The organism is Aeromonas media, assembly GCF_000819985.1.
GTDB lineage: Bacteria > Pseudomonadota > Gammaproteobacteria > Enterobacterales > Aeromonadaceae > Aeromonas > Aeromonas media.
Genome location: NZ_CDBZ01000055.1, coordinates 1 through 24,608, shown reverse-complemented (window position 1 = coordinate 24,608; position 24,608 = coordinate 1). Strand labels below are relative to the sequence as shown.

At 64.4% G+C, this 24,608-nt stretch carries 22 protein-coding genes; 10 read left to right on the top strand and 12 right to left on the bottom strand.

From position 1 onward, the window contains the following. The 5 genes from BN1127_RS04510 to BN1127_RS04490 all read right to left on the bottom strand — a co-directional run. The coding region (locus BN1127_RS04510; protein ID WP_042648666.1) for an ABC transporter ATP-binding protein at positions 1-509 on the bottom strand (509 nt) is incomplete at its 3' end. A gap of 43 nt (positions 510-552) precedes the next feature. After that, the gene (locus tag BN1127_RS04505; protein ID WP_042648665.1) at positions 553-1,635 is read right to left on the bottom strand and encodes an amonabactin ABC transporter permease subunit 1; all 1,083 of its coding nucleotides are present in this window, start codon (positions 1,633-1,635) and stop codon (positions 553-555) included. Between the two features lie 11 nt (positions 1,636-1,646). Beyond that, positions 1,647-2,663 carry an amonabactin ABC transporter permease subunit 2 gene (locus tag BN1127_RS04500; RefSeq protein WP_042648664.1) on the bottom strand — a complete coding sequence of 339 codons (1,017 nt, stop codon included), beginning with the start codon at positions 2,661-2,663 and terminating at the stop codon, positions 1,647-1,649. Positions 2,664-2,738: 75 nt separating this feature from the next. After that, positions 2,739-4,712 carry a siderophore amonabactin TonB-dependent receptor gene (locus tag BN1127_RS04495; protein ID WP_042648663.1) on the bottom strand — a complete coding sequence of 658 codons (1,974 nt, stop codon included), beginning with the start codon at positions 4,710-4,712 and terminating at the stop codon, positions 2,739-2,741. Between the two features lie 58 nt (positions 4,713-4,770). Further along, positions 4,771-6,006: an MFS transporter gene (locus tag BN1127_RS04490; RefSeq protein ID WP_042648662.1), complete on the bottom strand. Its 1,236-nt coding sequence runs from the start codon at positions 6,004-6,006 to the stop codon at positions 4,771-4,773. Between the two features lie 262 nt (positions 6,007-6,268). Between BN1127_RS04490 and BN1127_RS04485 the strand changes: the two genes are divergently transcribed. Continuing rightward, positions 6,269-7,021: a hypothetical protein gene (locus tag BN1127_RS04485; RefSeq protein WP_042648661.1), complete on the top strand. Its 753-nt coding sequence runs from the start codon at positions 6,269-6,271 to the stop codon at positions 7,019-7,021. An 18-nt stretch (positions 7,022-7,039) separates the two neighbouring features. Here BN1127_RS04485 and BN1127_RS04480 read toward each other — a convergent pair whose 3' ends face one another. The 3 genes from BN1127_RS04480 to BN1127_RS04470 all read right to left on the bottom strand — a co-directional run bounded on the left by BN1127_RS04480 (position 7,040) and on the right by BN1127_RS04470 (position 10,658). Beyond that, positions 7,040-7,501 carry a DUF2919 domain-containing protein gene (locus BN1127_RS04480; RefSeq protein ID WP_042648660.1) on the bottom strand — a complete coding sequence of 154 codons (462 nt, stop codon included), beginning with the start codon at positions 7,499-7,501 and terminating at the stop codon, positions 7,040-7,042. A 131-nt stretch (positions 7,502-7,632) separates the two neighbouring features. Continuing rightward, complete coding sequence (gene corA, locus BN1127_RS04475) at positions 7,633-8,580, bottom strand: magnesium/cobalt transporter CorA (RefSeq protein ID WP_005332981.1); 948 nt, start codon at positions 8,578-8,580, stop codon at positions 7,633-7,635. A 407-nt stretch (positions 8,581-8,987) separates the two neighbouring features. Then, positions 8,988-10,658, bottom strand: a complete 1,671-nt coding sequence (locus tag BN1127_RS04470; protein ID WP_042648659.1) for an electron transfer flavoprotein-ubiquinone oxidoreductase — start codon at positions 10,656-10,658, stop codon at positions 8,988-8,990. Between the two features lie 126 nt (positions 10,659-10,784). Here BN1127_RS04470 and BN1127_RS04465 point away from each other — a divergent pair, with 126 nt between their 5' ends. The 5 genes from BN1127_RS04465 to aroG all read left to right on the top strand — a co-directional run bounded on the left by BN1127_RS04465 (position 10,785) and on the right by aroG (position 16,599). Next, the gene (locus tag BN1127_RS04465; protein WP_042648670.1) at positions 10,785-11,537 is read left to right on the top strand and encodes an electron transfer flavoprotein subunit beta/FixA family protein; all 753 of its coding nucleotides are present in this window, start codon (positions 10,785-10,787) and stop codon (positions 11,535-11,537) included. Between the two features lie 103 nt (positions 11,538-11,640). Further along, positions 11,641-12,570: an electron transfer flavoprotein subunit alpha/FixB family protein gene (locus tag BN1127_RS04460; RefSeq protein ID WP_042648658.1), complete on the top strand. Its 930-nt coding sequence runs from the start codon at positions 11,641-11,643 to the stop codon at positions 12,568-12,570. A gap of 222 nt (positions 12,571-12,792) precedes the next feature. Beyond that, complete coding sequence (gene serC / locus BN1127_RS04455; protein ID WP_042648657.1) at positions 12,793-13,881, top strand: 3-phosphoserine/phosphohydroxythreonine transaminase; 1,089 nt, start codon at positions 12,793-12,795, stop codon at positions 13,879-13,881. Between the two features lie 173 nt (positions 13,882-14,054). Next, positions 14,055-15,335 (top strand): 3-phosphoshikimate 1-carboxyvinyltransferase, encoded by a 1,281-nt coding sequence (gene aroA / locus BN1127_RS04450; RefSeq protein ID WP_042648656.1) that lies wholly within the window; start codon positions 14,055-14,057, stop codon positions 15,333-15,335. Between the two features lie 208 nt (positions 15,336-15,543). Further along, a complete protein-coding gene (gene aroG / locus BN1127_RS04445) occupies positions 15,544-16,599 on the top strand; it encodes a 3-deoxy-7-phosphoheptulonate synthase AroG (RefSeq protein WP_042648655.1) in 1,056 nt (351 codons plus the stop codon). 83 nt (positions 16,600-16,682) lie between these two features. Here the strand turns inward: aroG and BN1127_RS04440 are convergent, their stop codons facing one another. Continuing rightward, a complete protein-coding gene (locus BN1127_RS04440) occupies positions 16,683-17,405 on the bottom strand; it encodes a TerC family protein (protein WP_404838290.1) in 723 nt (240 codons plus the stop codon). 109 nt (positions 17,406-17,514) lie between these two features. Between BN1127_RS04440 and BN1127_RS04435 the strand changes: the two genes are divergently transcribed. The 3 genes from BN1127_RS04435 (at position 17,515) to BN1127_RS04425 (ending at position 20,781) form a co-directional block, all read left to right on the top strand. Beyond that, positions 17,515-18,630 carry an ATP-NAD kinase family protein gene (locus BN1127_RS04435; RefSeq protein ID WP_042648669.1) on the top strand — a complete coding sequence of 372 codons (1,116 nt, stop codon included), beginning with the start codon at positions 17,515-17,517 and terminating at the stop codon, positions 18,628-18,630. A gap of 108 nt (positions 18,631-18,738) precedes the next feature. Beyond that, entirely contained in the window at positions 18,739-19,017 is a 279-nt protein-coding gene (locus BN1127_RS04430; RefSeq protein ID WP_005332956.1) for a YfcL family protein, read from the top strand. 99 nt (positions 19,018-19,116) lie between these two features. Beyond that, on the top strand, positions 19,117-20,781 hold the full coding sequence (locus BN1127_RS04425; RefSeq protein ID WP_042648653.1) for an AMP-binding protein: 1,665 nt from the start codon (positions 19,117-19,119) through the stop codon (positions 20,779-20,781). Between the two features lie 79 nt (positions 20,782-20,860). On the opposite strand, the gene cdd is transcribed toward BN1127_RS04425, so the two are convergent. The 3 genes from cdd to BN1127_RS04410 all read right to left on the bottom strand — a co-directional run bounded on the left by cdd (position 20,861) and on the right by BN1127_RS04410 (position 23,018). Beyond that, positions 20,861-21,742 (bottom strand): cytidine deaminase, encoded by an 882-nt coding sequence (gene cdd / locus BN1127_RS04420; RefSeq protein ID WP_042648652.1) that lies wholly within the window; start codon positions 21,740-21,742, stop codon positions 20,861-20,863. A gap of 233 nt (positions 21,743-21,975) precedes the next feature. Continuing rightward, the gene (locus tag BN1127_RS04415) at positions 21,976-22,662 is read right to left on the bottom strand and encodes an LrgB family protein (protein WP_042648651.1); all 687 of its coding nucleotides are present in this window, start codon (positions 22,660-22,662) and stop codon (positions 21,976-21,978) included. Beyond that, on the bottom strand, positions 22,659-23,018 hold the full coding sequence (locus BN1127_RS04410) for a CidA/LrgA family protein (RefSeq protein ID WP_005332952.1): 360 nt from the start codon (positions 23,016-23,018) through the stop codon (positions 22,659-22,661). Before BN1127_RS04410 ends, BN1127_RS04415 begins: the two co-directional genes overlap by 4 nt. A 130-nt stretch (positions 23,019-23,148) precedes the next feature. On the opposite strand from BN1127_RS04410, the gene BN1127_RS04405 reads away from it, so the two are divergent. Further along, the coding region (locus BN1127_RS04405) for a glycoside hydrolase family 36 protein (protein ID WP_042648650.1) at positions 23,149-24,608 on the top strand (1,460 nt) is incomplete at its 3' end.

Sequence of the window (24,608 nt, the reverse complement as noted above, 5' to 3'; positions counted from 1 at the left end):
TCCAGGGCGCTGGTGGGCTCGTCCAGCAAGATGAGATCCGCATCCTGGGCCAGCACCATGGCGAGCCAGACCCGCTGGGCCTGGCCGCCGGACAGCGAGTTGGCGCTCTGCTGCCAGATGGCATCGAGCTGCATCCGCTCCCTGGCCCAGCCCACCATGCGGGCGTCCTCCTCGCTCCACTGGGTGAACCAGCCCTGATGGGGATGGCGGCCGTACTGCACCAGCTGCTCGACCCGGATGCCGGGCGGCACCAGGGGGCGCTGGGGCAGGTAGGCCAGCTCCCGGGCCAGGGCCTTCATGCCATAGCTCCCCAGGGGCTTGCCCTTGAGCAGTATCTCCCCGGACTGGGGCTGCTCCTGGCCCGCCAGCAGTTTGAGCAGGGTGGACTTGCCGCCCCCGTTGGGGCCGACGATGCCCACCAGCTTGCCCTGGGGGATGGAGAGGGAGATCTCCTTGAAGATGGCCTTGTGCTGATAGCCGAAATGGAGTCGATTCACGGTGAGCGTCATCAGGAGGCCCTCGGTCTGTCTTGAAAATGGATGAATGGCATGGTCAGTCCGCCCGTTGTCTGTCTTTGATCAGGATGAACAGCAGCAACAGGCCGCCGAGAATGCGGGTCATGATGCCGGTGGCCACCTCGTGGGGGCTGGCCAGTACCCGCACCAGGGTGTCGCTGGCGAGCAGCATCAGGGCGCCGCACAGGGCCGCAATCCAGAGCGGCACTATGCGATCCCGGGAGAGCCAGGAGGCGAGTATGGGGGCCGCCATGGCGATGAAGACCACGGGGCCGCCGATGGCGGTGCCAAGGGCCGCGACTATGGTGGCCTGGGCCAGCACCCCGAGCTGTACCCGGTTCACGTTTACCCCCAGGGTTCGGGCGGTGACGGGCCCGAGACGCAGCACGCCGAGGGCGCGGGAGAGATAGACGACCCAGGGGCAGACCAGCAGGATCAGTATCCCCACCGGCAGCACAGTGCCGTAGCCCTGACCGACGAAGTTGCCCATGTTCCAGAGATAAAGGCTGGTGAGGTGCACCAGGGACTGGGTGGACATGGCGAACTGGCCGATGGCGTTCATCAGCTCGGAGACGCCGATGCCGATCACCACGAACAGGTAGCCTTGCTCCCCCGGCTTGTTGCACAGGGCATAGAGCACGGCGGCGGCAAACAGGGCACCGAACGGGGCGGCCCACCAGGGCCAGCTGCCGAGGGTCAGGTAGAGGGAGAAGATGATGATGGCAAGGGACGCACCCTCGTTGACCCCTATCATGTCCGGGGTGGCGAGGCGGTTGCGGACCAGGGTCTGCACCAGGCAGCCGGAGAGGCCCATGGCGGCGCCAGCCACCAGCACGGCGACGATGCGCGGCAGCCGGATCTTGAACACTGTCACCTGGTCGAGTCGGCTCCCCTCTCCAAGCAGTGTCTGGATCACTCCCGGCATGGTGATCTTGCCTGAGCCCAGGGTCAGGGCCAGCAGGGAGAGCAGGGTGAGGGCGAGCACCAGCGCCAGGGTGACGAGCCAGGCGCGGCGCTCCAGCAGCAGGGTGCGGCGGCCGAGGCGCAGGCGCAGGGTGCCGGTGGGGACCAGGGTCCCGGGCAGGGAGCCCGTCAGGGTGTCATTCGTGGGGTTGTTCATGGGAGGGCACCTTATTTGACGGCCAGCAGGGAGCGGAAGCCGCCGCTGCGCACCACCAGGATGAGCACGGGGGCGCCGATCAGCGCCAGAATGACGCCGTTGGGCAGCTCGAACGGCTGCAGCAGCCAGCGCGCCAGTATGTCGGCACCGAGCAGGAACAGCACCCCGAACAGGGCGGAGAAGCGCACCTGGATGGCGAGGCGCACCGGCTCCACCAGGCGGGCGCAGTAGGCGGCCAGGAAGCCGACGAAGCCGATGGGGCCGGCGATGGCGATGGCGCAGGCGGTGAACAGGGTGGCGGCCAGCAGCACGCCGATGCGCACCCGGGTCGGCCGGATGCCGAGGGCCTGGGCCTGGTTGTCCCCCATCTGCATCAGGGTGAGCTGGCGGCAGAGCGCCAGGGTCAGCAGCAGGGCGGCCAGCGCGAAGGGAGTGACCGTCAGCACGGACTCCAGGCTGGAGGCGGCAAGGGACCCTAAGTTCCAGAAGCGGAACTGCTCCAGCACCACCCGGTTGGAGAGCAGCAGGAAGTTGGAGAGGCCGCCGAAGGTGGCGGAGAGGGCGACCCCCACCAGGATGAGCTTGAGGGGATTGGAGCGCCCCACCATGAGGCCGAGGCCGAGCACGATAAGGTTGCCAAGCAGGGCCCCCATGCCGGACCAGAGCAGGTAACCGTAGGCGGATTCGACGCCAAAATAGGTGAGGCCTATCACCAGGGCGAACACGGCGCCGGCGTTGACCCCAAGCAGGCCGGGCTCGGCCAGGGGGTTGCGGGTGGCGCTCTGCAGCATGGAGGCGGCGAGCGCGAGACAGACCCCCACCACCAGGGCCGCCAGAGTGCGGGGCAGGCGCAGGGTATTGACTATCATGGCGAGTTTTTCATCGGCCAGGAAGGCGGGATCGCCCATCAGGAAACCGGCGACCTCGCGGCCACCATAGACACCGGCGCCTGTGGCCAGTGACAGAGAAATCAGCAGCAAGAGGAGCAGCACTCCGAGCCAGAACAGCTGTGCTTGGTATCTGAGCACGCAACAACTCCTTTGATACGGGGCAGTAGAAACGCAAAAAGGGAGCCCCGATCTCGGGGCTCCCGCAGGGAGAGCTTACAGCTTGTAATCGACACCGGCGTAGACGGTGCGTCCTTCCAGGATGAAGTCGGCGTCGGTGGCCACCTCGTCACGCTTGGTGTTGGTGAGGTTGGTGATGCCGAGCTTGAAGTCCAGCGCCGGGGTGACGGTCCAGTTGGTGTTCACGTCCAGGGTCTGGTAGTGCTTGGAGGTGAACGCCTGGGAGTTGCGGGCCGGCACCTTGATCACCTGGCTGCCGACATATTGCCAGGCCAGGTTGGCGCTGACGAGCTCGCTTGCCTGCCAGTCCAGGCCGAGGTTGCCGGTGTGATCCGGGGTCTTGGCCAGATCATCCCCTGTGCTCCTGTCCTCGGAGTCCAGCAGGGTGAAGTTGCCGGTCAGCTTGACGTTGTCCAGCACGTCGACCCAGCCGGTCAGCTCCAGACCCTTGATACGGGCCTCCTTGACGTTGAGGTAGGTCATGACGGTCGGACGGTAGCCCGGGCCCCACTGATCGCTCTGGATCAGATCCTCGATCTCGTTGTGAAAGCCGGTCACCCCGGCGCCGATGCGCGCGGCCTCGTAGGCGGTGCCCAGCTCGTAGCTGACGGCGGTTTCCGGCTTCAGGTTCGGGTTGCCGATGACCTGGCAGGCGCCGCGGCAGGCGGTGGTGGAGAAGCCTTCGCTGGACTGGGCCAGGGTCGGGGCCTTGAACGCCTTGCCGGCGCCCCCCTTGATCACCCACTCGTCGGTCAGAGTGTAGAGGGCGTAGGCGCGCGGGCTGAACTCGGTGCCATAGGTCTCGTGGTGATCCAGACGACCGGAGAGGGTCAGGGCCAGATCGCCGAAGCCGAACTCGTCTTGCAGGTAGACGGCGCTCTGGGTCGCATCCACGCTGCCATTGGCGATGTTGCGGCTGTGCTCCAGCTCGGTCTTGCGCAGCTCGGCGCCTGAGGTGAGCAGGTGATCACCCAGGTAACCGCTGATCTGACCGTCCACCGTGTTGTTGGTCTGGGTGATGTCGGCGGCGCCGCCATTGAGCTGGGAGTCATCCATCAGATCAATCTGCTCGAAGTAGTAACGAGCGCGGCTGTCGAAGTGCTCCCAACGGCCGTTGTGGGTCAGCCCCAGGCTCAGGCGATCCAGGTTCTGCACGTTGTGGGGGGTGGCCGGTGCGGTCGGGGCGCGGGGCACGTTGTTGAAGTAGCTGTCCATGTCGTTCTGGTTGTAACCCAGATCGAAGTCGATGTCCTGGTTGTCCGCCACCAGCCACTTCAGGCTGGTCAGCACGTTGACCACTTCACGCTTCTCCAGGGCATCGGCGTCCGGGTTGTTGGACTGATCGCTCTTCCAGTTGTCGCGCTGATAACCTTCCACCACCACGCTGCCCAGCAGCTTGTTGTCGATGAGGGCGCCGGAAACATAGGCGCTGGCCTGGTTGGCATCGCCGCCATCACCCTCGGTGGGCATGCTGTGGGTGTAGCCGACGGCGGCTTCCGTTTTCTCCTTGGCCTGGCGCAGGATCACGTTGACCACGCCCCCCAGGGCATCGGCCCCGTACAGGGAGGAGACGGGACCACGGATCACCTCGATGCGTTCGATGGCGGCCATGGGGATGGAGCTTAAGTCGAAGTCGTTGCCGTAGGCGCTACCCAGGGTCTCGCGGGCGTTGACCCGCTTGCCGTTGATCAGCAGCAGGGTGTAGTCACCCCCCATGCCGCGGATCTTGATCTCGTTGCGACCGGTGGGGTTGGTGGAGACGATGTTGACGCCCGGCACGTGCTTGAGGGCATCGCCGATGTTGTTGACGTTCATCTTGTCCAGATCGGCACGGGTCACTACCGAGACGCTGGCCGGGGCGGACAGCTCGGTGTGCTTGGTCTGGGTGGCGGTGACCACCATGGTCTCGTTGGCCTTGACCGACTCTGCCTGGGCCAGGCCCGGTACGGCCAGCAGACCGAGGGAGAGCAAAATCGGGTTCAAACGAAATACGCCATGCTGCAACTGCATTGTCAAAACTCCATGAATAAACAGAGGTTATGGGGTAGGGCGCGGTGGGCCCAAATGCTCACTGACTTCCTTGTCTGGCAGTACCAGAGGCAGGATTATTGTTATCTCTTGTGCTCTTCAGTCCCCGGATGAGGAACCAGACGCCGATGCAGGCCAGGAGGCCGCAGCCGATGTTGATCCAGGCCAGGGCGGCGAAACCGTGCAATGCGCCTCCCTCGTCGGAGACCAGATATCTGGCGGAGAGCAGGCTGCCGAGCCCGGCCGCCACATTGGTGACCGTGCCCTGGAAGGACATGAAGGCGGCGCGCTGATGGGGGGCTGGAATGGCGGCGGTGACCGCAAGGGTGGTGCTGGCGCGGGCCGAGCTCAGGGCCATGAAGAGGGTGAACAGCAGGTAGACGGGTAGGCCGACCGGCAGGGCGAAGCCGAGCAGGGTGACCAGGGCCAGCAGCAGGCTGGTGAGCAAGATGGCGCCCTGGGCGCGGCCCTGGTCTATCCAGCCGCCGCACAGGCGCATGGTGGCCATGCTGGCGAGGCCGCCGCACAGATAGAGGGCGGCGATCTGCTGGCGCGGGAAACCGAGGTTGAACTGGAAGTAGTTCGCAAAGTGCGGGATCAGCAGGAAGTGGCCGAACATCTGTAGACAGAGGATGCACAGGGCCCCCTGACAGAGCGGCGAGCCCAGCAACTGGCGCAGCCCCTGGCCCTGCGGGGCGCGGCTGACCGGCAACGAGGGCAGCAGGCGGGTGCAGAGCAGGGCCAGCAGCAGACCGCTGGCGCCAAACAGCAGGAAGGGGCTCTGCCAGCCGAGCCACTGGGCCAGCACCAGGGCGACGGGCACCACCAGAATGGCGGCAAGTGAAAACGCCATACCCACGTAGGCGAGGCGGCGTCCACGCTCGGCCGGTGGCACCAGATCCAGCACGGCGGCCATCAGGATGGCGGCCAGGGGCCCGGCCACGCAGCCGGACAGGATGAAGAGCAGCAGCAGTTGCTGGCTCTCTTGCACCAGGGCACAGGCCATCAGCAGCAGAAAACGCAAGGTGAGCAGCACCAGCAGGGCGGGTTTGCGATTGACCCGATCGAGCCAGGGGGCGGCAAGGAGCCCCATCAGGGCGGCTCCCAGGGTGGCGCCGCCGCTGAAGTAACCTGTCTGTTCCGGGGCCATGCCGAGGCTGGTCACCAGATCGGGTCCGAGCGGCATCACCATCATCATGCTGCCCATGGAGAGCATGTTGATCAGCAGGGCCAGATGGATGGCAGCAGGGGAGGAGACGACAGGTTCTGGCTTCATCAGAGGCTGACTCGAAAAAATGAGTCCGAATTGTATCCGAGGGATATTGTTGTGACAACAAATGATAACCATTTTTATTTGTATTGGGTGGTCTCTCAATGAGTCTTTTATTTGGGCTCGAAAGCGAGCCGGATAAGGACCTTCATGATACCGTCCTGAGCCAGGCAGCTTGCCCCTTGCCATTGCAATCGGGGCGCCATGGCCCATGATGGCAAGGTGATGCAAGAGAGGCGGTGGGAAAGAAACTGATGTGGAGGCGACGATGAGAAGTTGGCGATGGTATTGGGTGCTCGGGTGCTGTGGACTCTGGGCCTTGCCCCTGCGGGCCGAGGTGAAAGTCATCCCGGTGTTTGAGGCCGAGGGGATGGTGCGAACCCTGAAGGAGATATACCCGGCGCTAGTGGTGAGTGCCATGGGTAACCAACTGGTACTGAGTGGGACTCCTGCCCAGTTGCAGGAGGCTCAGGCCACCCTGGATCAGCTCAACCAGCCGCCCCAGAGCCTGCTCATCGAGTGGCGGGTAGCGGGGGCGTCCAGCAGCCGGCAGGCGGGAATCGGCATCGGCAATGACAACGCCAGACGGCGCTGGCTGGTGGAGGGGGGGGCCGAGGATTACCAGCGCACCCAGCAGGACAACTGGCAGGTGCGCGGCCTCTCGGGGCGGCCCGTGCTGCTGCAGATGGGCTCCTATCAGCCGGTCACCTTCTATCGCTGGCAGGGAGGCCGGGTGGTGGGCATGATGCCGCTGATGAACGGCCTCTACGCCACCGCCACCCTGATCGGGGACAGGGTGCAGATTGCGCTCAGTAGCGAGCAGGCCAGGCTTGAGCGGGGCGACATCAAGACCGGGCAGAGCGCCACCGAGGTGAGCGGCGCCCCGGGTCAGTGGCTGACGGTGGGGGAGCTCTCCACCAGCCAGGAGGGTCAGGGGGCCGCGCTATCCAATCCGTCACAGCTCGGGGTGGCGAGCGGGAGCGAGCGCCAGACCCTGCAGATCCGGGTCATGCGTCAATGAGGCGGCCGACGGTGCCTGTTAATGGGGTTGATCCCGGGTGTAGTCCCGTAACTGACGGCTCTTGAGCAGATACCAGAGCGCCCAGAGGCTGGCGACCAGCACCAGGGCGGTGGGCCAGCTGAACGACCACGCTTGCAGATTGAGGCTGTGCAACTGCATCACCAGACCGCTCGCGGTAGAGCAGAGCAGCAGGCCCCGACTGTGACGCCTGAGTCTGGCGCGAATGCTTTGGGTCTGCTGATAGGTGCCGCCGCAGGCCAGCAGCGCCAGCATGGCGGGCACATCCGTCAGCAGGCCGAGATAGAGGCTCATCTTGTCCGGGTAGAAGAGGGTCAGGATGGCGCTGCCGCTCTCCCGGGTGACGCCGGCCATCAGAAACAGCCAGACCGAGCGGGTCAGCAAGAGGGCGATGGGCCAAAACCAGAGCGGCGGGCGCAGCTGGCCGTGATCGTCATAGCGGTGTTCGGGGTAGAGGGTCATAAGGCCCGTTCCGGGGTTGAACTATTGATGCAGGGGATATGGGGCAGGGGGCGGCCCTTTGCAAGGCGGGGGAATTAATCGGGGGGCCATGCCCCCCAATCTCTGTGCAGCTTGTCTGACGCCGAAAGACGTTACAGCCAGCCCTTGCGCTTGAAGAAGAGGCCGGTGCCGAGCGACGACATCACCATCAGCACCAGCGACATCTGATAGCCGTACTCCCAGGCGAGCTCCGGCATGCGGCCGAAGTTCATGCCGTAGATGCTGGCGATAAGCGTCGGCGGCAGGAAGATCACCGCGGCCACCGAGAAGATCTTGATCACCTTGTTCTGCTCCAGATTGGTTACCCCCATGGAGGCCTCCAGCTGGAAGTTGATCTTGTCGAACAGGAACTGGGTGTGGGGCAAGAGGGACTCCACGTCGTGCAGCATCTCGTCGATCCACTTGTTCTGCTCCCCCGTCATGCGCTGGCGCAGGCTGCGCTTGAGGAAGCGCAGGGCACGGCGGGTATCGTGCAGGGAGAGACGGATCTGGCCGTTTGCTTCTTCCTGGGCCATCAGCTCCTTGAGCATGGAGTTGATCTGATCCGGCTCGAAGATCTGATCGGCGGTGTTCTCCAGGGTCTTGTAGCCGTCTTCGATAAGATCCGAGAGGTACTCCACCTTGAGGTTCTGCACCTCCAGCAGGATGTCGAGGGCATTCTCCACCTCCAGCCTGTCCTGGCGCATGTAGTGGCGCAGCAGGCGCACCAAGCCGATATCATCCTCGCGGATGCTGATCAGCAGGTTGTTGCGCAGGGTAAAGGAGACGTGGACACCCTTGGTGTCGCGGCCGATACGCTGGGGGAACAGGGAGTGGATGTGCAGGCCGTCGGTGTCCCAGTAGAAACGGGCGGACGCCTCGATGTCGTCCAGCTCTTCCTTGTCCGGCACTTCCTCCAGGAACAGGCCCGTCAACCATTCTCGCTCCGCCGTGTCCGGCTTGTAGGCATCCAGCCAGACGGTGTTGTCGGGGACGATGTCGTCCGGCCCGAGCGTGACTATGTCCAGCACCTTGTTGTTGAGAATGTAGGCGGTGATCATCTGTCCCCCCTTAAGAAGTCATGGGTAATCAGGGATGGTTGCACAGGTTCATGCGGCCTTAGATCGCACAGAAAGCGATTCCATGAAATAGCATAACGAGGCCGATGGACAACCTGAATGCGGCGAACTATACAGGGGCGGGCCGCGCTTGTCAGGGGCTATTCATCGGGGGTTCAGCCTGTTCGCTCAAAAAAACGGCGAGGTCGGAGCAGCTGTTCACATCCCCATGACCCGGTGGGATAGCCAGGGCATGGGGGCTTGTTCGGGTGAACCTCTTGAGGTCAAGCCCCAGCCTGAATCGCAGCGGTCACATATTGGGATAGTTCGGGCCGGATCCTCCCTGTGGCGGGGTCCAGGCGATGTTCTGGGGCTGCGCATCTTTGATGTCACCAGCCGGTTTACCTATCTCACATATTTGGATAGTTCGGCCCCGAGCCTCCTTGAGGCGGGGTCCAGACGATGTTCTGGCTGGGATCTTTGATGTCACAGGTCTTGCAGTGAATGCAGTTCGCCGCGTTGATCTGCAAGCGAGGCTGACTCTCCGCCTCCGGGGTTTCGGCCTCAATGATCTCAAAGACGCCGGCCGGACAGTAGCGCTGGGCGGGCTCCGCCCAGGTGGGTAGGTTGACCGTCACCGGGATGCGCTCGTCCTGCAACTTGAGGTGGCAGGGCTGAGCCTCGTCGTGGCTGGTGTTGGCCAGGTACACCGAAGAGAGCTTGTCAAAGCTGAGCCGTCCGTCCGGCTTGGGGTAGTCGATGGGCTGGCAACGGCTGGCCAGGCGCAGTTGGCGATAGTCTGGCTCCTTGTCCAGCAGGGTAAAAGGAGAGGCGCGGGGGAACAGCCGCTGTTCCAGCCAGTTGAAGGCGCCGCCGAGCCAGGGGCCGAAGCGGTGCAACGCCGCGCCGAAGTTGCGGGCGGTTTGCAGCTCCTGCGCCAGCCAGCTCTGTTGCAGCGCGTCCTGATACTCGGCCAGATCTCGGCCCCCCTCATCGCCGCCGCGCAGGCTCATGGCGACCGTGCTGGCCGCCAGCATGCCGGACTTCATGGCGGTGTGAATGCCCTTGATGCGGGAGAAATCCAGGGTGCCCGCATCGCAGCCGATAAGCAGGCCGCCGGGGAAATGCATGCGGGGCAGGGAGTGCCAGCCCCCCTTGGTGATGGCCCTGGCGCCGTAACTGATGCGCTCGCCCCCCTGCAGGGTCTCTGCTATCAGGGGGTGGTGCTTGAGGCGCTGGAACTCGTCGAACGGACTGAGCCAGGGATTCTGGTAGTTGAGATCGACGATGAGGCCGACCGCCACCTGATCCTCTGCCAGATGATAGAGATAAACCCCCCCCTGACTCTTGCTGCCCCGCTGCTCACCGAGCGGCCAGCCGCTGCCGTGCAGCACCCGGCCGGGATGAGACTGGCCAGCCGGCACCTGCCACAGCTCCTTGAAGCCGATGGCATAGTGCTGAGGTTGGCGTTGCGGTTGGGCGGCGTTTTCCAGCGTGAACAGGGCGATCAACTGTTTGCCGAGGTGGCCGCTGGCCCCCTCGGCAAACAGGGTGTAGCGGCCATACAGTGCCATGCCGGGCACGTGCTCCGCCTTGGGATTGCCCGCTTTGTCGAGACCCAGATCGCCGGTCACTACGCCCCTTATCCTGTTCGCTTCCACGATGAGCTCGCTCGCCGCGAAGCCGGGGTAGATCTCGACCCCGAGCGCCTCGGCCTCCCGGGCGAGCCAGCGGCAGAGGTTGCCGAGGCTGATGATGTGGCAGCCGTCGTTGTGCATGCGCGGTGGCACCGCCCAGTTGGGCAGTTGTAGTGCGCGGTTGTCGCTTTGCAGCAGATGGACCTGATCATCCGTGACCGGGACGCCGAGCGGCGCCTCTTGCCAGCGATCCGGCAACAGCTCCTTGAGGGCGACGGGATCCAGCAGAGCGCCGGAGAGCAGATGGGCGCCCACTTCCGCCCCCTTTTCCAGCAAGCAGACCGAGAGATCCGGGGCCTGTTGCTTCAATGCGATGGCGGCACTGAGGCCAGCCGGGCCGCCACCGACGATGACGACATCAAATTCCATTGCTTCGCGTTCCATCTTGCCTCTGCGCTCGACTTGGCCTAGGGTAGTGCTGGTAGTTTACGTAAACGTAAACTATTTTGTCAGCATAAAAGTGTGAGAGTGCAAAATGGATTCACTCAACCGATACGAGGGATGACCGCCATGAAGCTGCTGGTCGCAGTCAAACGGGTCGTTGATTACAACGTCAGGATCCGGGTCAAGAACGATGGCTCCGATGTGGAGCTCGCCAATGTGAAGATGGGCATGAACCCGTTTTGTGAAATCGCGGTGGAGGAGGGGGTCAGGCTGCGCGAAGCCGGGGTGGCGAGCGAGCTGGTGGTGGTGACTTTTGGCCCGGAGGCCGCGGCCGAACAGCTGCGTCACGCCCTGGCGCTGGGGGCGGATCGGGCGCTGCACTATGTTACCGATGAGACTTTGACCCCACTCACCGTGGCCCGCGCCCTGCAAAAGGTGTGCGAGCAGGAGCAGCCCAGCCTGGTGCTGCTCGGCAAGCAGTCCATCGACTCTGACAACAACCAGGTCGGTCAGATGCTCTCGGCCCTGTGCGACTGGCCGCTCGCCACCTTCGCCTCCGCCGTCAGGCTGGTGGAGGGAGAGTTGCAAGTGACCCGCGAGATAGACGGCGGTCTCGAGACCCTCGGCATGGCGCTGCCCGCCGTGGTGACCGTGGACCTGCGCCTGAACGAACCCCGCTTCGCCTCGCTCCCCAACATCATGAAGGCCAAGCGCAAGCCGATAGAGAGCGCTCCCTTTGCGGCCCTTGGGGTCGAGCCAGCCGGTCAGACCCGGTTGCTCGGGGTGATGGCACCTGCCCCCCGGCGCGCCGGCGTCAGGGTGGGCTCGGTGGACGAGCTGCTGGACAGGCTCAAGAACGAAGCCAAGGTGATCCCATGAGCGCATTGAGGGGCACGGCCTATCCTGCGGGCCAACTGGTTGCCGCCAGCGAGCGCGTTGGCGAATGGACAGGAAGATCAACGGACGACATCAAGGTGCTGCCATGAGCGTACTCATCATTGCCGAACATCATCAGGGCCAGCTGGCGGACAGCGCCGCCCGTCTGGTCACGGCGGCGACTCAGCTGGGCGCCGAGGTTCACCTGCTGCTGCTGGGTCAGGGTCTGGCGGAAGCGGGGGAGCAGGCGGCCTCGTTGCACGGGGTCACTCGGGTGCTGCTGGCCGAACATCCCATGCTGGCGGAAGGGCTCAATGACGGGCTCGATCGACTGCTGGCCCCCGTGGTGCGGGATTACCAGCACTGCCTGATGGCTGCGAGCAGTCACGGCAAGGATCTACTGCCGAGGGTGGCGGCCAGGCTGGGGGTGGAGATGATCTCCGAGGTGACGGGCATAGAGGGGCCCGATACCTTCCTGCGCCCCCTCTATGCGGGCAACGCCATCGCCAGGGTGGTGAGTGCGGCGCCCGTCAAGGTGCTCAGCATACGGGCATCGGCTTTCCCTTGCGCCGAGAGCAATGGGCCTGAGGCCAGGGTCGAACACCTTCCCGTCCCCGAGCTGGCCTGCCGGACCCGGCTCATCGAGCGGCGTGCGGTGCGATCCGCCCGGCCCGAGCTCGGCGCGGCGCGGGTGGTGGTCTCGGGCGGGCGGGCGCTCGGCTCCAAGGCGCAGTTTGCCCTCATCGAGGCGCTGGCCGACAAGCTCGGCGGGGCTGTGGGTGCCTCACGGGCCGCGGTGGACGCAGGCTTTGTGGCCAACGATCTGCAGGTGGGCCAGACCGGCAAGGTAGTGGCCCCGGAGCTCTACATCGCCATCGGCATCTCGGGGGCCATTCAACACCTGGCGGGGATGAAGGAGTCCAAGGTGATCGTCGCCATCAACAAGGACTCGGAGGCTCCCATCTTCCAGGTGGCGGATTACGGCCTGGTGGGGGATCTCTTCACCCTGCTGCCGGAGCTCACCGCCAAGCTGTAAATGTGCCAAAAAGGGGCGCAGAAAGCCGTCTGTGCTGTCTCGCCCCGTTTCCATGCAAGTTCGCTGCAAGCCCTGGCCCGTTCAGGGCTTTTTCCATGGCGGGGCGTCGGCCATGGGGGCAAAAGGTTGCGCTGGATCCCAAAAAGCCTTTGCCCCGACGGGGGCCTGTCGTGTAAAAACGTTCGAGTCATCGATCACTCTCATCCACTCACGGAAAGCGTCATGAGCAAACAGATTTACAACTTCTGCGCCGGCCCCGCCATGTTGCCGGTTGAAGTCATGGAACGCGCCCAGCGCGAATTTTGTAATTTCCAGGGGCTGGGAGCCTCGGTCATGGAGCTGTCCCATCGCGGCAAGCCCTATATGGCGGTCGCCGAGAAGGCCGAAGCGGATCTGCGCGATCTGCTGGCGGTACCGGACAACTACAAGGTGCTCTTCATGCACGGCGGCGGTCGCGGCCAGTTCTCTGCCGTGCCCATGAACCTGCTGGGTGGCGCCAACAAGAAGGCGGATTACCTGGTGACCGGCGTCTGGGCCCAGAGCGCCGTGGATGAGGCCCAGAAATACGGGGACATCCAGACCTTCCAGGGGGTCGCCAAGAACGAGCAGGGGATAAGCCACCTGTTGCCGACCCCGGCGTTTCGTGCCGACGCGGCCTATGTCCACTACTGCCCGAACGAAACCATAGATGGCATCGAGATGTTCGACATCCCGGCCACCGGCGATGTCCCCCTGGTGGTGGATCTCTCCTCCACCATCCTCTCCCGTCCCATCGACGTGAGCCGCTTCGGCATCCTCTACGCCGGTGCCCAGAAGAACATAGGCCCCTCTGGGCTGGCCATCGCCATCGTGCGGGACGACCTGCTGAACCAGGCGAGAGCCGACGTGCCCTCGATCTTCGACTACCAGCTCACCGCCAAGAACGACTCCATGTTCAACACCCCGCCCACCTACGCCTGGTATCTGGCTGGCCTGGTGTTCGAGTGGCTCAAAGAGCAGGGTGGGCTCGAGGCGATGGAGGCGCGCAACAAGGCGAAGGCCGATTTCCTCTACGGCTACCTCGACGACTCCAGCTTCTACGGCAACAAGGTGGACGCGGCCTGCCGCTCCCGCATGAACGTGCCGTTCCAGCTGAAAGACGAGGCCCTGGACAAGCAGTTCCTGGCCGAGTCGGAAGCCGCCGGTCTGCTGGCGCTCAAGGGGCACCGGATCGTCGGCGGCATGCGCGCCAGCCTCTACAACGCCATGCCGCTGGAAGGGGTCAAGGCGCTGGTCAGCTTCATGGATGGCTTTGCCAAGCGTCACGGCTGAGGCGTGTTCCCCTTATAGCAATGACGCCGGGGGCTCCCCGGCGTCTGTTTTTCCAGAAGATCCTGACCGCCAGCCTCGTTGCCCCGGTTTTGTGCCACAGACGGTCTTGCCGCGCGGGGCGCGGGCTGTTAACGTCCGGTCAGGTGATTTACTTGAGATCGTACGGGAAGTCTATGAATTCGTTGCGTTTGGAACCCATTTCTAGCGTGGCCGGGGTGGTCAATCTGCCTGGCTCCAAAAGTGTCTCTAACCGTGCCCTGCTGCTGGCAGCCCTGGCACGGGGCACCACCCGGCTCACCAACCTGCTCGACAGCGATGACATCCGCCACATGCTGGCGGCGCTGACCCAGCTCGGGGTCAAGTACAAGCTCTCCGCCGACAAGACGGAGTGCACCGTGCATGGCCTGGGTCGCAGCTTTGCGGTATCGGCGCCGGTCAACCTCTTCCTCGGCAATGCCGGCACCGCCATGCGCCCGCTCTGTGCGGCGCTCTGTCTGGGCTCCGGTGAATACATGCTGGGGGGCGAGCCGCGCATGGAAGAGCGCCCCATCGGTCATCTGGTGGATGCCCTGCGTGAAGCGGGTGCCCATATCCAGTACCTGAAAAAAGATGGCTATCCACCCCTGGTGGTGGACGCCAAGGGTCTGTGGGGCGGCGACGTGCATGTCGACGGCTCCGTCTCCAGCCAGTTCCTGACGGCGTTTTTGATGGCGGCCCCCATGGCGGCCGGCGACACCCGCATCCACATCAAGGGGGAGCTGGTCTCCAAGCCCTACATCGACATCACCCTGCACATCATGAAGCAGTTCGGGGTGGTCATCGAGCACGACGACTACAAGGTGTTCTACATCAAGGGCAACCAGACCTATGTCAGCCCCGGTGACTTCCTGGTGGAAGGGGACGCCTCCAGCGCCTCCTATTTCCTCGCGGCAGGCGCCATCAAGGGCAAGGTGCGGGTCACCGGCATCGGCAAGCACAGCATCCAGGGGGACATCCACTTCGCCGACGTGCTGGAGAAGATGGGCGCCCGCATCACCTGGGGCGACGACTTCATCGAGGCCGAGCAGGCTCCCCTGCACGGCGTCGACATGGACATGAACCACATCCCGGATGCGGCCATGACCATCGCCGTCGCGGCGCTGTTTGCTAAGGGACCCACCGCCATTCGCAACATCCACAACTGGCGCGTGAAGGAGACCGACCGTCTGCATGCCATGGCGACCGAGCTGCGCAAGCTGGGCGTGGAAGTGGAGGAGGGGCACGACTTCATCGCCGTCACCCCGCCGGAACAGCTCAAGCACGCCGAGATCGATACCTACAACGATCACCGCATCGCCATGTGCTTCTCCCTGGTGGCGCTGTCCGATACCGCGGTCACCATCAATGATCCGGGTTGTACCTCCAAGACCTTCCCGGACTACTTCGCCAAGCTGGCCAGCATCAGCCAGGACTGAGTCCGTCGGGCCCGCCTTGTGCGGGCCCGTTCGTTTTTGCCTCCCATCTTCTCCCCGGTTTGCCAACGCCCTTTAGCAGCATTATCCAAACTTGCAAGGTACGCAGATAAAATTCCTTGTTCAAGAATGTAATTTTCTATTTACACCGTCCCGGCCGCGGGCTAGATTGAAGTTTCTTCATCGCAGTCATTTAGCAGGAAACTTGGTCATGCAGCATCAAACCGACGACGTTCGTATCAGTGAAATCAAAGAGTTATTACCCCCGGTTGCGGTGCTTGAGAAGTTTCCGGCGACCGAGACCGCATCAAATACCGTCTTTGAATCCCGTCAGGCCATCCACAACATCCTGGCCGGTGACGATCAGCGCCTGCTGGTGGTGATCGGTCCCTGCTCCATCCACGATCCGGTCGCCGCCCTGGAATACGGCAAGCGCCTCAAGATTTTGCGCGACGAGCTCAAGGGCCAGCTGGAGATCGTGATGCGGGTCTACTTCGAGAAGCCGCGCACCACGGTCGGCTGGAAGGGGTTGATCAACGATCCCTACCTCGACAACAGCTGCCAGATCAACGACGGCCTGCGCCTGGGTCGCAAGCTGCTGCTGGATCTCAACGACATGGGGCTGCCGACCGCCTCCGAGTTCCTCGACATGATCACCCCGCAATACGTGGCGGATCTGATGAGCTGGGGCGCCATCGGTGCCCGTACCACCGAATCCCAGGTGCACCGCGAGCTGGCCTCCGGTCTCTCCTGCCCGGTGGGCTTCAAGAACGGCACCGACGGCACCATCAAGGTAGCCATCGATGCCATCGGCGCCGCCAGCGCCCCGCACCACTTCCTGTCGGTGACCAAGTACGGCCACTCCGCCATCGTCTCGACCGCCGGCAACCCGGATTGTCACATCATCTTGCGCGGCGGCCGCGAGCCGAACTACAGCGCCGCCCACGTGGATGAGGTGGTGAAGGGGCTGGACAAGGCCGGTCTGCCCCAGAAGGTGATGATCGATTTCAGCCACGCCAACAGCAGCAAGCAGTTCAAGAACCAGATGCTGGTGGCCGAGGACGTGGCCGGTCAGCTGCGCGCCGGCAGCAAGGCGGTGTTCGGTGTCATGGTGGAGAGCCATCTGGTGGAAGGTCGTCAGGATCTGGTGGAAGGGTGTGAGCTCACCTTCGGCCAGAGCATCACCGATGCCTGCATCGGCTGGGCCGACACCGAGGTGCTGCTGCGCAATCTGGCGGACGCTGTGGCCACCCGCAACGCCCTCTGAGGCAAGGGCGGGGATGCCCGCTCACGGCAATAAAAAAGCGCGACCCCAGGGTCGCGCTTTTTGTTGGCTCAGAAAGAGAGGGCCTATTTGGCCCGCTCCTGATGACCGCGCAGGCGGATGTTGATCATCTCCACCACCAGCGAGAAGGCCATGGCGAAGTAGATGTAACCCTTCGGAATGTGCAAGTCCAACCCCTCGGCCATCAGGGCGACCCCGACCAGGATCAGGAAGGAGAGGGCCAGCATCTTGATGGTGGGGTGGGTGTCGACGAAGTCACCGATGGCCTTGGCGGCAAACATCATGACGCCGACGGCGATGACGATGGCCAGTACCATGACGGGCACGTGATCCGCCATGCCGACCGCTGTGATGACGGAGTCCAGGCTGAAGATGATGTCGAGGATGGCGATCTGCACCAGTGTCGACATGAAACCGGCGGTCTTGCTCACCATGCCGGGCTCCTCGGCGGCGCCCTCCAGGCTCTGGTGGATCTCGTGGGTGCTCTTGGCGATGAGGAACAGGCCTCCCACCAGCAGGATCAGATCCCGACCGGAGATGGCTTCATTCAGCACGCTGAACAGCGGTTCGGTGAGACGCATCACCCAGGCCAAGGAGAGCAGCAGCAGGATGCGGGTGCCCATGGCAAGCCCCAGCCCCAGGATCCGCGCCTTCTGGCGCTGAGCCTCCGGCAGACGCCCCACCAGGATGGAGATAAAGATGATGTTGTCGATGCCCAGCACGATCTCGAGCAGGGTCAGGGTGGCGAGCGCTACCCAGGCTGAGGGGTCAGCAATCCATTCCAGCATGATTGAACCTTGGTTGAAAAATTTGAAGCAGCGCATTCTAGCAGGGGGTTATGGCTTGTCCCAGTGGCGGGAAAAGATAAAAATGGCAGCCATCCAACGGGAGGAAAACATGTTTCGATTAGGGCTCATCATCAACCCCATCGCCGGCATCGGCGGTGCCGTCGGTCTCAAGGGCAGCGACGGCATGGTGGCCGAGGCGCTGGCACGCGGTGCCACCCCCAAGGCCCGGGAGCGGGGCCGCCAGGCCCTCTTGCCCCTGTGCGAGCTGTCCACGCCGTTCGAGCTGCTGACGGTGGCCGGGGAGATGGGGGAGCGGCTTGCCGCCGAGCTGGGGCTGCCTCATAGCATCGTCTACCAGCCAGCCGGGGCCCAGACGTGCGCCGAGGACACCCGGGCAGCCGCCTTGGCTCTGCGGGAAGCGGGGGTGGATCTGCTGCTGTTCGCCGGTGGCGACGGCACCGCCCGTGACATCTGCGCGGCGGTGGGGGAGTCCTGCCATGTGCTCGGCATCCCGGCGGGGTGCAAGATCCACTCCGGGGTCTACGGCGTGACCCCGGCGGCGAGCGGCCGGGTGGCGGCGCGGATGATAGCGGGCGAGCTCCTGAGTCTGGTGGATGCGGAGGTGATGGACATTGATGAGGAGGCGTTTCGGGCGGGCAAGGTGCGCGCCCGCCACTACGGCCAGCTGCTGGTGCCCGGGGATCTGCGCTACGTCCAGGCGGTCAAGCAGGGCGGCAAGGAGTCCGAGGAGCTGGTGCTCGCCGATCTCGCCGCCGGTGTGGTGGAGCAGATGGAGCCCGATACTCTCTATCTGATGGGGTCGGGGAGCACGGTGGCCGCCTGCATGGCCGAGCTGGGTCTCGAAAATACCTTGCTCGGTGTGGATCTGGTGGAAAATGGCCAACTTATCGGGCAGGATCTCTCCGCCGCCGAGATCCTGACCCGGATCCGCGGCCGTCGCTGCCGCCTGATCATCACCCTGATCGGTGGCCAGGGACATCTGTTCGGGCGCGGAAATCAGCAATTGAGTCCAGAGGTGATCCGGGCCGTCGGGCGAGACCATATCCAGGTGCTCGCCACCAAGTCCAAGCTGGCGGCGCTCGAGGGCCGTCCGCTGCTGGTGGATACCGACGATCCGGCACTGAACCGGTCGTTGAGTGGTTATCTGCGTATAACCACCGGATACAAGGATCAGGTCATCTACCCGGTGGCCAACCCGGAATAGGACATCAAGGATGCGGCTGGCCTGGCGCCAGAGAGCCGCGATCAACCGGATCGCGGTTCCACTCCCCCGAATTTTTTGCCGGCAATCCCGGAAATGAGGCTGCGTTAAATGACGATTCACGATTTTGAACACAAGTTGTTGGGACTGATCGACGCCATGGTCGCCACGGCCAGCGAGGACGAGCTGTTTGCGGGCGGCTACCTGCGGGGTCATATCTCGCTGGCGGTGGCGCGCGCCGAGCTGGAGGGCAAGACGCTAGTGCGGGACGTAAAGAGCTATGTGCTACGCAGCCTGAACGAGGCCATCTTGCAGGGGGAGCTCTCCGAGCAGGACGAGGTGCTGGTGCAGGAGATGTGGAAGCGTCTGCAGCAGCAGGCGGAAGCTTGATCCCTTTCGCAATTCAAACAGAAGTTTAAGTAATCTGCTTCCCTGAGTGTTATCAAAAGGTTAATAATGAGGCTCGCCTTTTGTTTCAGGGATTAAACTATGGCCTCCTCCTCACGCATTGCCACCAAACTGCCGCTCGAGATGCTCTATCACTGGGAGCGGCAGTGTCCCGACCGGATCTATCTTCGCCAGACCATCCACCGCGAATACGTCGACTTCACCTGGGGTGAGGTCGCCGACGAGGCGCGGCGCATGGTGACGGCACTGCGTGCCTTGGGACTGGTTGCCGGTGACAAGGTGGCGCTGCTTTCCAAGAACTGCGCAGAGTGGTTCATCGCCGATCTGGCCATGCAGATGGGGCAGTACGTGAGCGTGCCCATCTACCCGACCGCCAACGTCGATACCATCGAATACGTGCTGCGCCACAGCGAGGCCAAGGCGATCTTCGTTGGCAAGCTGGACGACTGGAAGAGCCAGGAGGCGGGGGTGCCCGCCGATCTGTTGCGCATCGCCCTGCCGTACGACACCATGCCGGCTGCCCACCAGTGGGATGCGCTGCTCGATGCCCATGACCCCATCCCGGACAGCCCGGTGCAGGCGCCGGACGCCCTGCTGAGTCTGGTCTACACCTCAGGCAGTACCGGCAAGCCCAAGGGCGCCATGCTGAGCGTGGAGCGCTACGCCTGGTCCTGCGAGAAGCTGGTGGAGGCGGTCTCCCTGACGGCGGCAGATCGCGGCTTCTCCTACCTGCCGCTCGCCCACATCACGGAGCGAGTCTACATCTACGGCGGCAGCCTGTTCAGCGGCGCCACCATCGCCTTCCCCGAGTCCCTCGATACCTTCATCGAGGACGTCAAGCGCTGCCGGCCTACCGTTTTCATCTCGGTGCCGCGCCTGTGGGCCATGTTCCGTATCAAGATCCACGAGAAGCTGCCCCAGAAAAAGCTGGCGCTGCTGCTCAAGATCCCGCTCATCTCCGGTCTGGTTAAAAGCAAGTTGCAGAAGGGGTTGGGGCTGGATCAGGCGCGGGTACTGGGCTGTGGCTCGGCCCCGGTGGCCCCGGCACTGCTCGAGTGGTATCACAGCATCGGCATCGAGATCACCGAGGCCTGGGGCATGACCGAGAACCACGCCTACTCCACCCTCAACTACCCCTTCCGGGCGGACAAGATCGGGACCGTCGGCAAGGCCGGGCCCGGGGTGACCATCAAGATCTCCGAGGAGGGAGAGATCCTCTGCCGCTGCGACGGCATGATGCTGGGCTACTACAAGGATCCCGAGCACAGCGCGGAGGCCATCGACGCCGACGGCTGGCTGCACACCGGTGACATGGGCAAGCTGGACCGGGAGGGCTACCTCACCATCACAGGGCGCATGAAGGACGTGTTCAAGACCGCCAAGGGCAAGTATGTGGCGCCGGTACCCATCGAGGGGCTCTTGGGGCAGGAACCCATCATAGAGCAGTTGTGCGTCATTGGTTATGGCATGCCGCAGCCGGTTGCCCTGGTGCAATTGGCCGAGAGTGCCATGAAGGGGGACAAGGCCGGGGTCGACGCCCAGCTGGAGGCTGCCCTGACCCGGGTCAACGGCCAACTCGAGTCCCATGCCCGCCTGCGTGGCATCCTGGTGGTCAAGAGCCCCTGGAACATCGAGAACGGGGTGCTGACCCCCACCATGAAGATCCGCCGCCATCTGCTGGAACAGAAATACGCAGACATCGGGGAGCGCTGGTCCGGTGTCCAGCGCATCATCTGGGAGTCCTGACAAGGGCGAGCGGAGTCTTGAACACAAATGCAAAGAGGGGAGCCAGTGGCTCCCCTTCGTCATTGCAGGCAACGGTGGTTCAGACCGCCTGGTACTCCAGCTCCACCCGCCCCAGCGCCTTGAGGGTCGACTGGGCGGAATCCCGCTGGCTGATCTGGCCGGACTTGCTCTCCAGCAGCACGGCGCGGCGCACTGTGGTGAGCTCCTCGCCATTCAGCACCGCATGGGCGCAGGCCATCTGCATCGGGGGGAGGCTTGGGTTGAAGGCGGCGTTCTCGGCGTAGCGGCCGCAGAAGATGCGGCCGTCCTCGAACTGCAGCGCCACCGCGGCATAGCCCTGACTGTAGGGAGCATAGCTCTGGCGGGCGGCGGCCAGCGCGGCCTGCCACAGGGGATCGTCGCTCTCAAGCTTGAGCTCGTCGTGGGCCTGGGGGCTCATCAGGGCATCGGTGATGTCGAGATCGGCGGGGCCGAAGGAGTGAGGCAGGAAGGACTGCAGCTCGCTCAAGTCATCCGGCAGGGAGACCTTCAGGGTCTTGGCAGTGCTCAGCTCGTTCATGAACTGGCGGCAGTGACCGCACGGGGTGTAGTTGACGGTGATCTCGCTGATCCCGGTCTCGCCGCCGAGCCAGGCGTTGGAGATGGCGGACTGCTCGGCATGCACCGAGTGGAACAGCCCCTGGCCCGCAAACTCCATGTTGGCGCCAAAATACCAGCTACCGCTCAGGCCGCAGGCGATGGCGCCGACGAAGAACCTGGAGATGGGGGCCACCGAGCAGGCGGCCGCCAGCGGCAGCAGCGCCAGGCGCAGGGCCCGATCGTCGAGCCCGGTGGAGGCTTTCAGGGTCGCCACTTGCTCAGGGGTAAAACGGGCCTGGAAATCGTCCCCCAGCATGGGCAGCAAGGCAGCCTGGAGCGGGGCGGAAAGGGTCTCGAATGGCTTGGCAAAGCGGGGATGCATACTGTGTCCTCAAAGGCCAATTGGGGGGCCATTGTAGGGAGCAAGCGCGGCGAAATGTGTGAGCGCGCTCACGCCTTGATGGGCAAAGGGGCGGGGATGGTAAAGGAAACGTTTGTCTTTCGCAATCTGTGCGCTTGCTCGCAGCATCAGGGGAGTGGCTGTGTCCTATGGCTGTGATTGCAGGGCAAAGAGGCCAAGGCCGCAGGGGCGGCCATGGCAGGGGAGCGCCGGGCTCAGGTCAGCCAGTGATAGAGGGCAAACAGCAGGGGGGCGACGGCGGCGGTCAGCACGCCGCACACCACCATGGCCAGCGACGAGAAGGCCCCCTGGGTGATCCCCTGCTCGGCGGAGGCGGCGGTGCCAATGGCGTGGGCACAGGCCCCCATGGCGAGCCCCTGGGCCTCGGGGTCGGTCACTCGCATCAGCCTGAGCAGAGGATAGCCCACCAGGGCCCCCAGTATCCCCACCACCACCACCACGGCGGCGGCGATGGCGGGAATGCCGCCGAGGGACTGGCTGACGCTCATGGCGAGCGGGGTGGTGATGGACTTGGTGGCGATGGAGGCGAGCAGCGCCGGATCCGCCCCCATCAGGTGGCCCACTACCAGGGTGGTACAGACCGAGATGAGCACCGAGGTGAGGGTGCAGATGACGATGGGCCTGAGCTTGTCGCGGATCTGGCGCGCCTGCTGGTAGAGGGGCAGCGCCAGCGCTACCACGGCGGGCTCCAGCAGGGCCGTGATGGGGGCGGTACCGTGCTGGTACTGATCCAGCGGCAGATCCAGCCAGAGCAGCAGACCTATGATGACGGCGGTGGGGATCAGCACCGGGTTGATGACGGGCCAGGGCAGGCGGCGGTAGAGGGCCCGGGTCATGAAATAGAGTGCCAGGGTCAGGGGCAGGGCCAACCAGAACATCATTGTCTGTTCATCCTCTGGTAGAGATGGCCGACGGCGCCCAGGATCAGCACTATGCCGAGCACGACGCAGAGCATGATGAGGCCAAACGACTGGCGCAGGGGCTCGAGCCAGGCCACGAGGCCGACGGCGACCGGCACGAACAGCACCCCCATATGGCGTAGCAGCAGGCCGCCCCCCTGCTCGACCCAGGAGAAGCGGATGAGCTGCAGGGAGAGCAGCACGAACAGCAGCAGCATGCCGAGGATGCTGCCGGGGAAGGTGAAGGGCAGCAGGGCCGCCAGGGCCTTGCCTGCCAGCAGGCAGGCGATGATGACCAGAAAATCACGAAGGTAGCGCAAGGCGCGTTGCAACAACACGGGGGCCTCATCTTGGCAACTGTGAGCGAGGTCGCAGTTTAACAGGCACGGGGGGGATGGAACAGGGTCAACTGACCCGCAGGGGATACAATGGCCCCTCGCGTTTTTCCCATCACACGCAGGAGATCCCATGTCTTCCCCCTCTTTTCTGACCAGGTTGCGCCAGCTGCCCGCCGATCCCGCCCTGCCTCCCCACCTGCTGCAAACCCGCCAGTGGGACGGCCCCCTGTGCCGGGTGAGGCTGGACAACACTGGGTCCAGCCCCGAGGCCGTTCGCCACTGGCGGCTGTTTGAGGGGGATCTCGGTCTTGCTCCCGACGCGGCCATCTACGGAGAGGGGTTCCAGATGCTGGCCCAGACCATGGGCAGCTGGCAGGCCCCCGAGCCGGTGGGCCGCTGCCCCGACGCCAGCGTCTATCGCATCACGGACGACGACGGCTATCACACCGTGCACAACCTGCTGCTGGTGGCCTGCGAGGGGGGCTGGCTGTTGCTGGCGTTCGCGAGCTGTCAGCGCTTTGGCGGGGAGTTTCGCCTCTACCCGGACAGGCGCCTCGAGATAGTGATGAACGCCGAAGGGCGCACCCTGGCCCCCGGCCAGCACTGGCAGAGCGAGGCGCTGATCTGCCTGGAGGGGCCGGACAGGGAGGCCCTGCTGGGGTCGCTGGCGGACTATATCGAGGCCGAACACCCGTCGCTGGTGAACGAGGTGCCCGCACGCCCGAGTGGCTGGTGCTCCTGGTATCACTACTATGCGGACGTGAGCGCCGCCGACATTCGCGAGAACCTGGCGGTGCGGGCGATGCGCTTCCCGGCCCTGCGCTACGTGCAGATAGACGACGGCTATCAGGCGAAAATGGGGGACTGGCTCACCCCTTCCCCCAAGTTCGAGCAGGGGGTGGCAACCCTGGCCGGGGAGATCCGCGCCGCCGGCTGCGAACCCGCACTCTGGGTCGCCCCCTTTATCGCCGAGCCCGGCTCGCAAGTGTTCCAGCAGCACCCGGAGTGGTTCGTGAAGGGGGAAGATGGCCTGCCGCTGCCCTCGGAGCGGGTCACCTACGGCGGCTGGCGCTGCACCCCCTGGTATGTGCTGGACGGCACCCATCCCGAGGTGCAGGCCCACCTCGAGCAGGTGTTTCGCACCCTGCGCGAGCAGTGGGGCATTCACTACTTCAAGCTCGATGCGAACTTCTGGGGCGCCATCCACGGCGGCCGCTTCCACGACCCGGCCGCCACCCGGGTGGAGGCCTATAGACGCGGCATGGCCGCCATCCTGCGCGGTGCCGGGGAGGGGGCCTTCCTGCTCGGCTGCAACGCCCCTATCTGGCCGAGCCTCGGCCTGGTGCACGGCATGCGGGTGAGCGATGACGTGGAGCGCCAGGGCCGGCGTTTTCGCCAGATAGCGCGGGAAGCCTTCTGCCGCGCCTGGCAAAACGACCGGCTCTGGGCGCTGGATCCCGACTGCGTCTGCCTGCGGGATATCCCGGGCCAGCACGCCAGCCGCGCCGAGTACGACTTCCACCTGGCCGCCCTGGTGGCGAGCGGTGGCATGGTGCTGGCGGGGGACAGGCTGCAGGATCTGGATAAGGT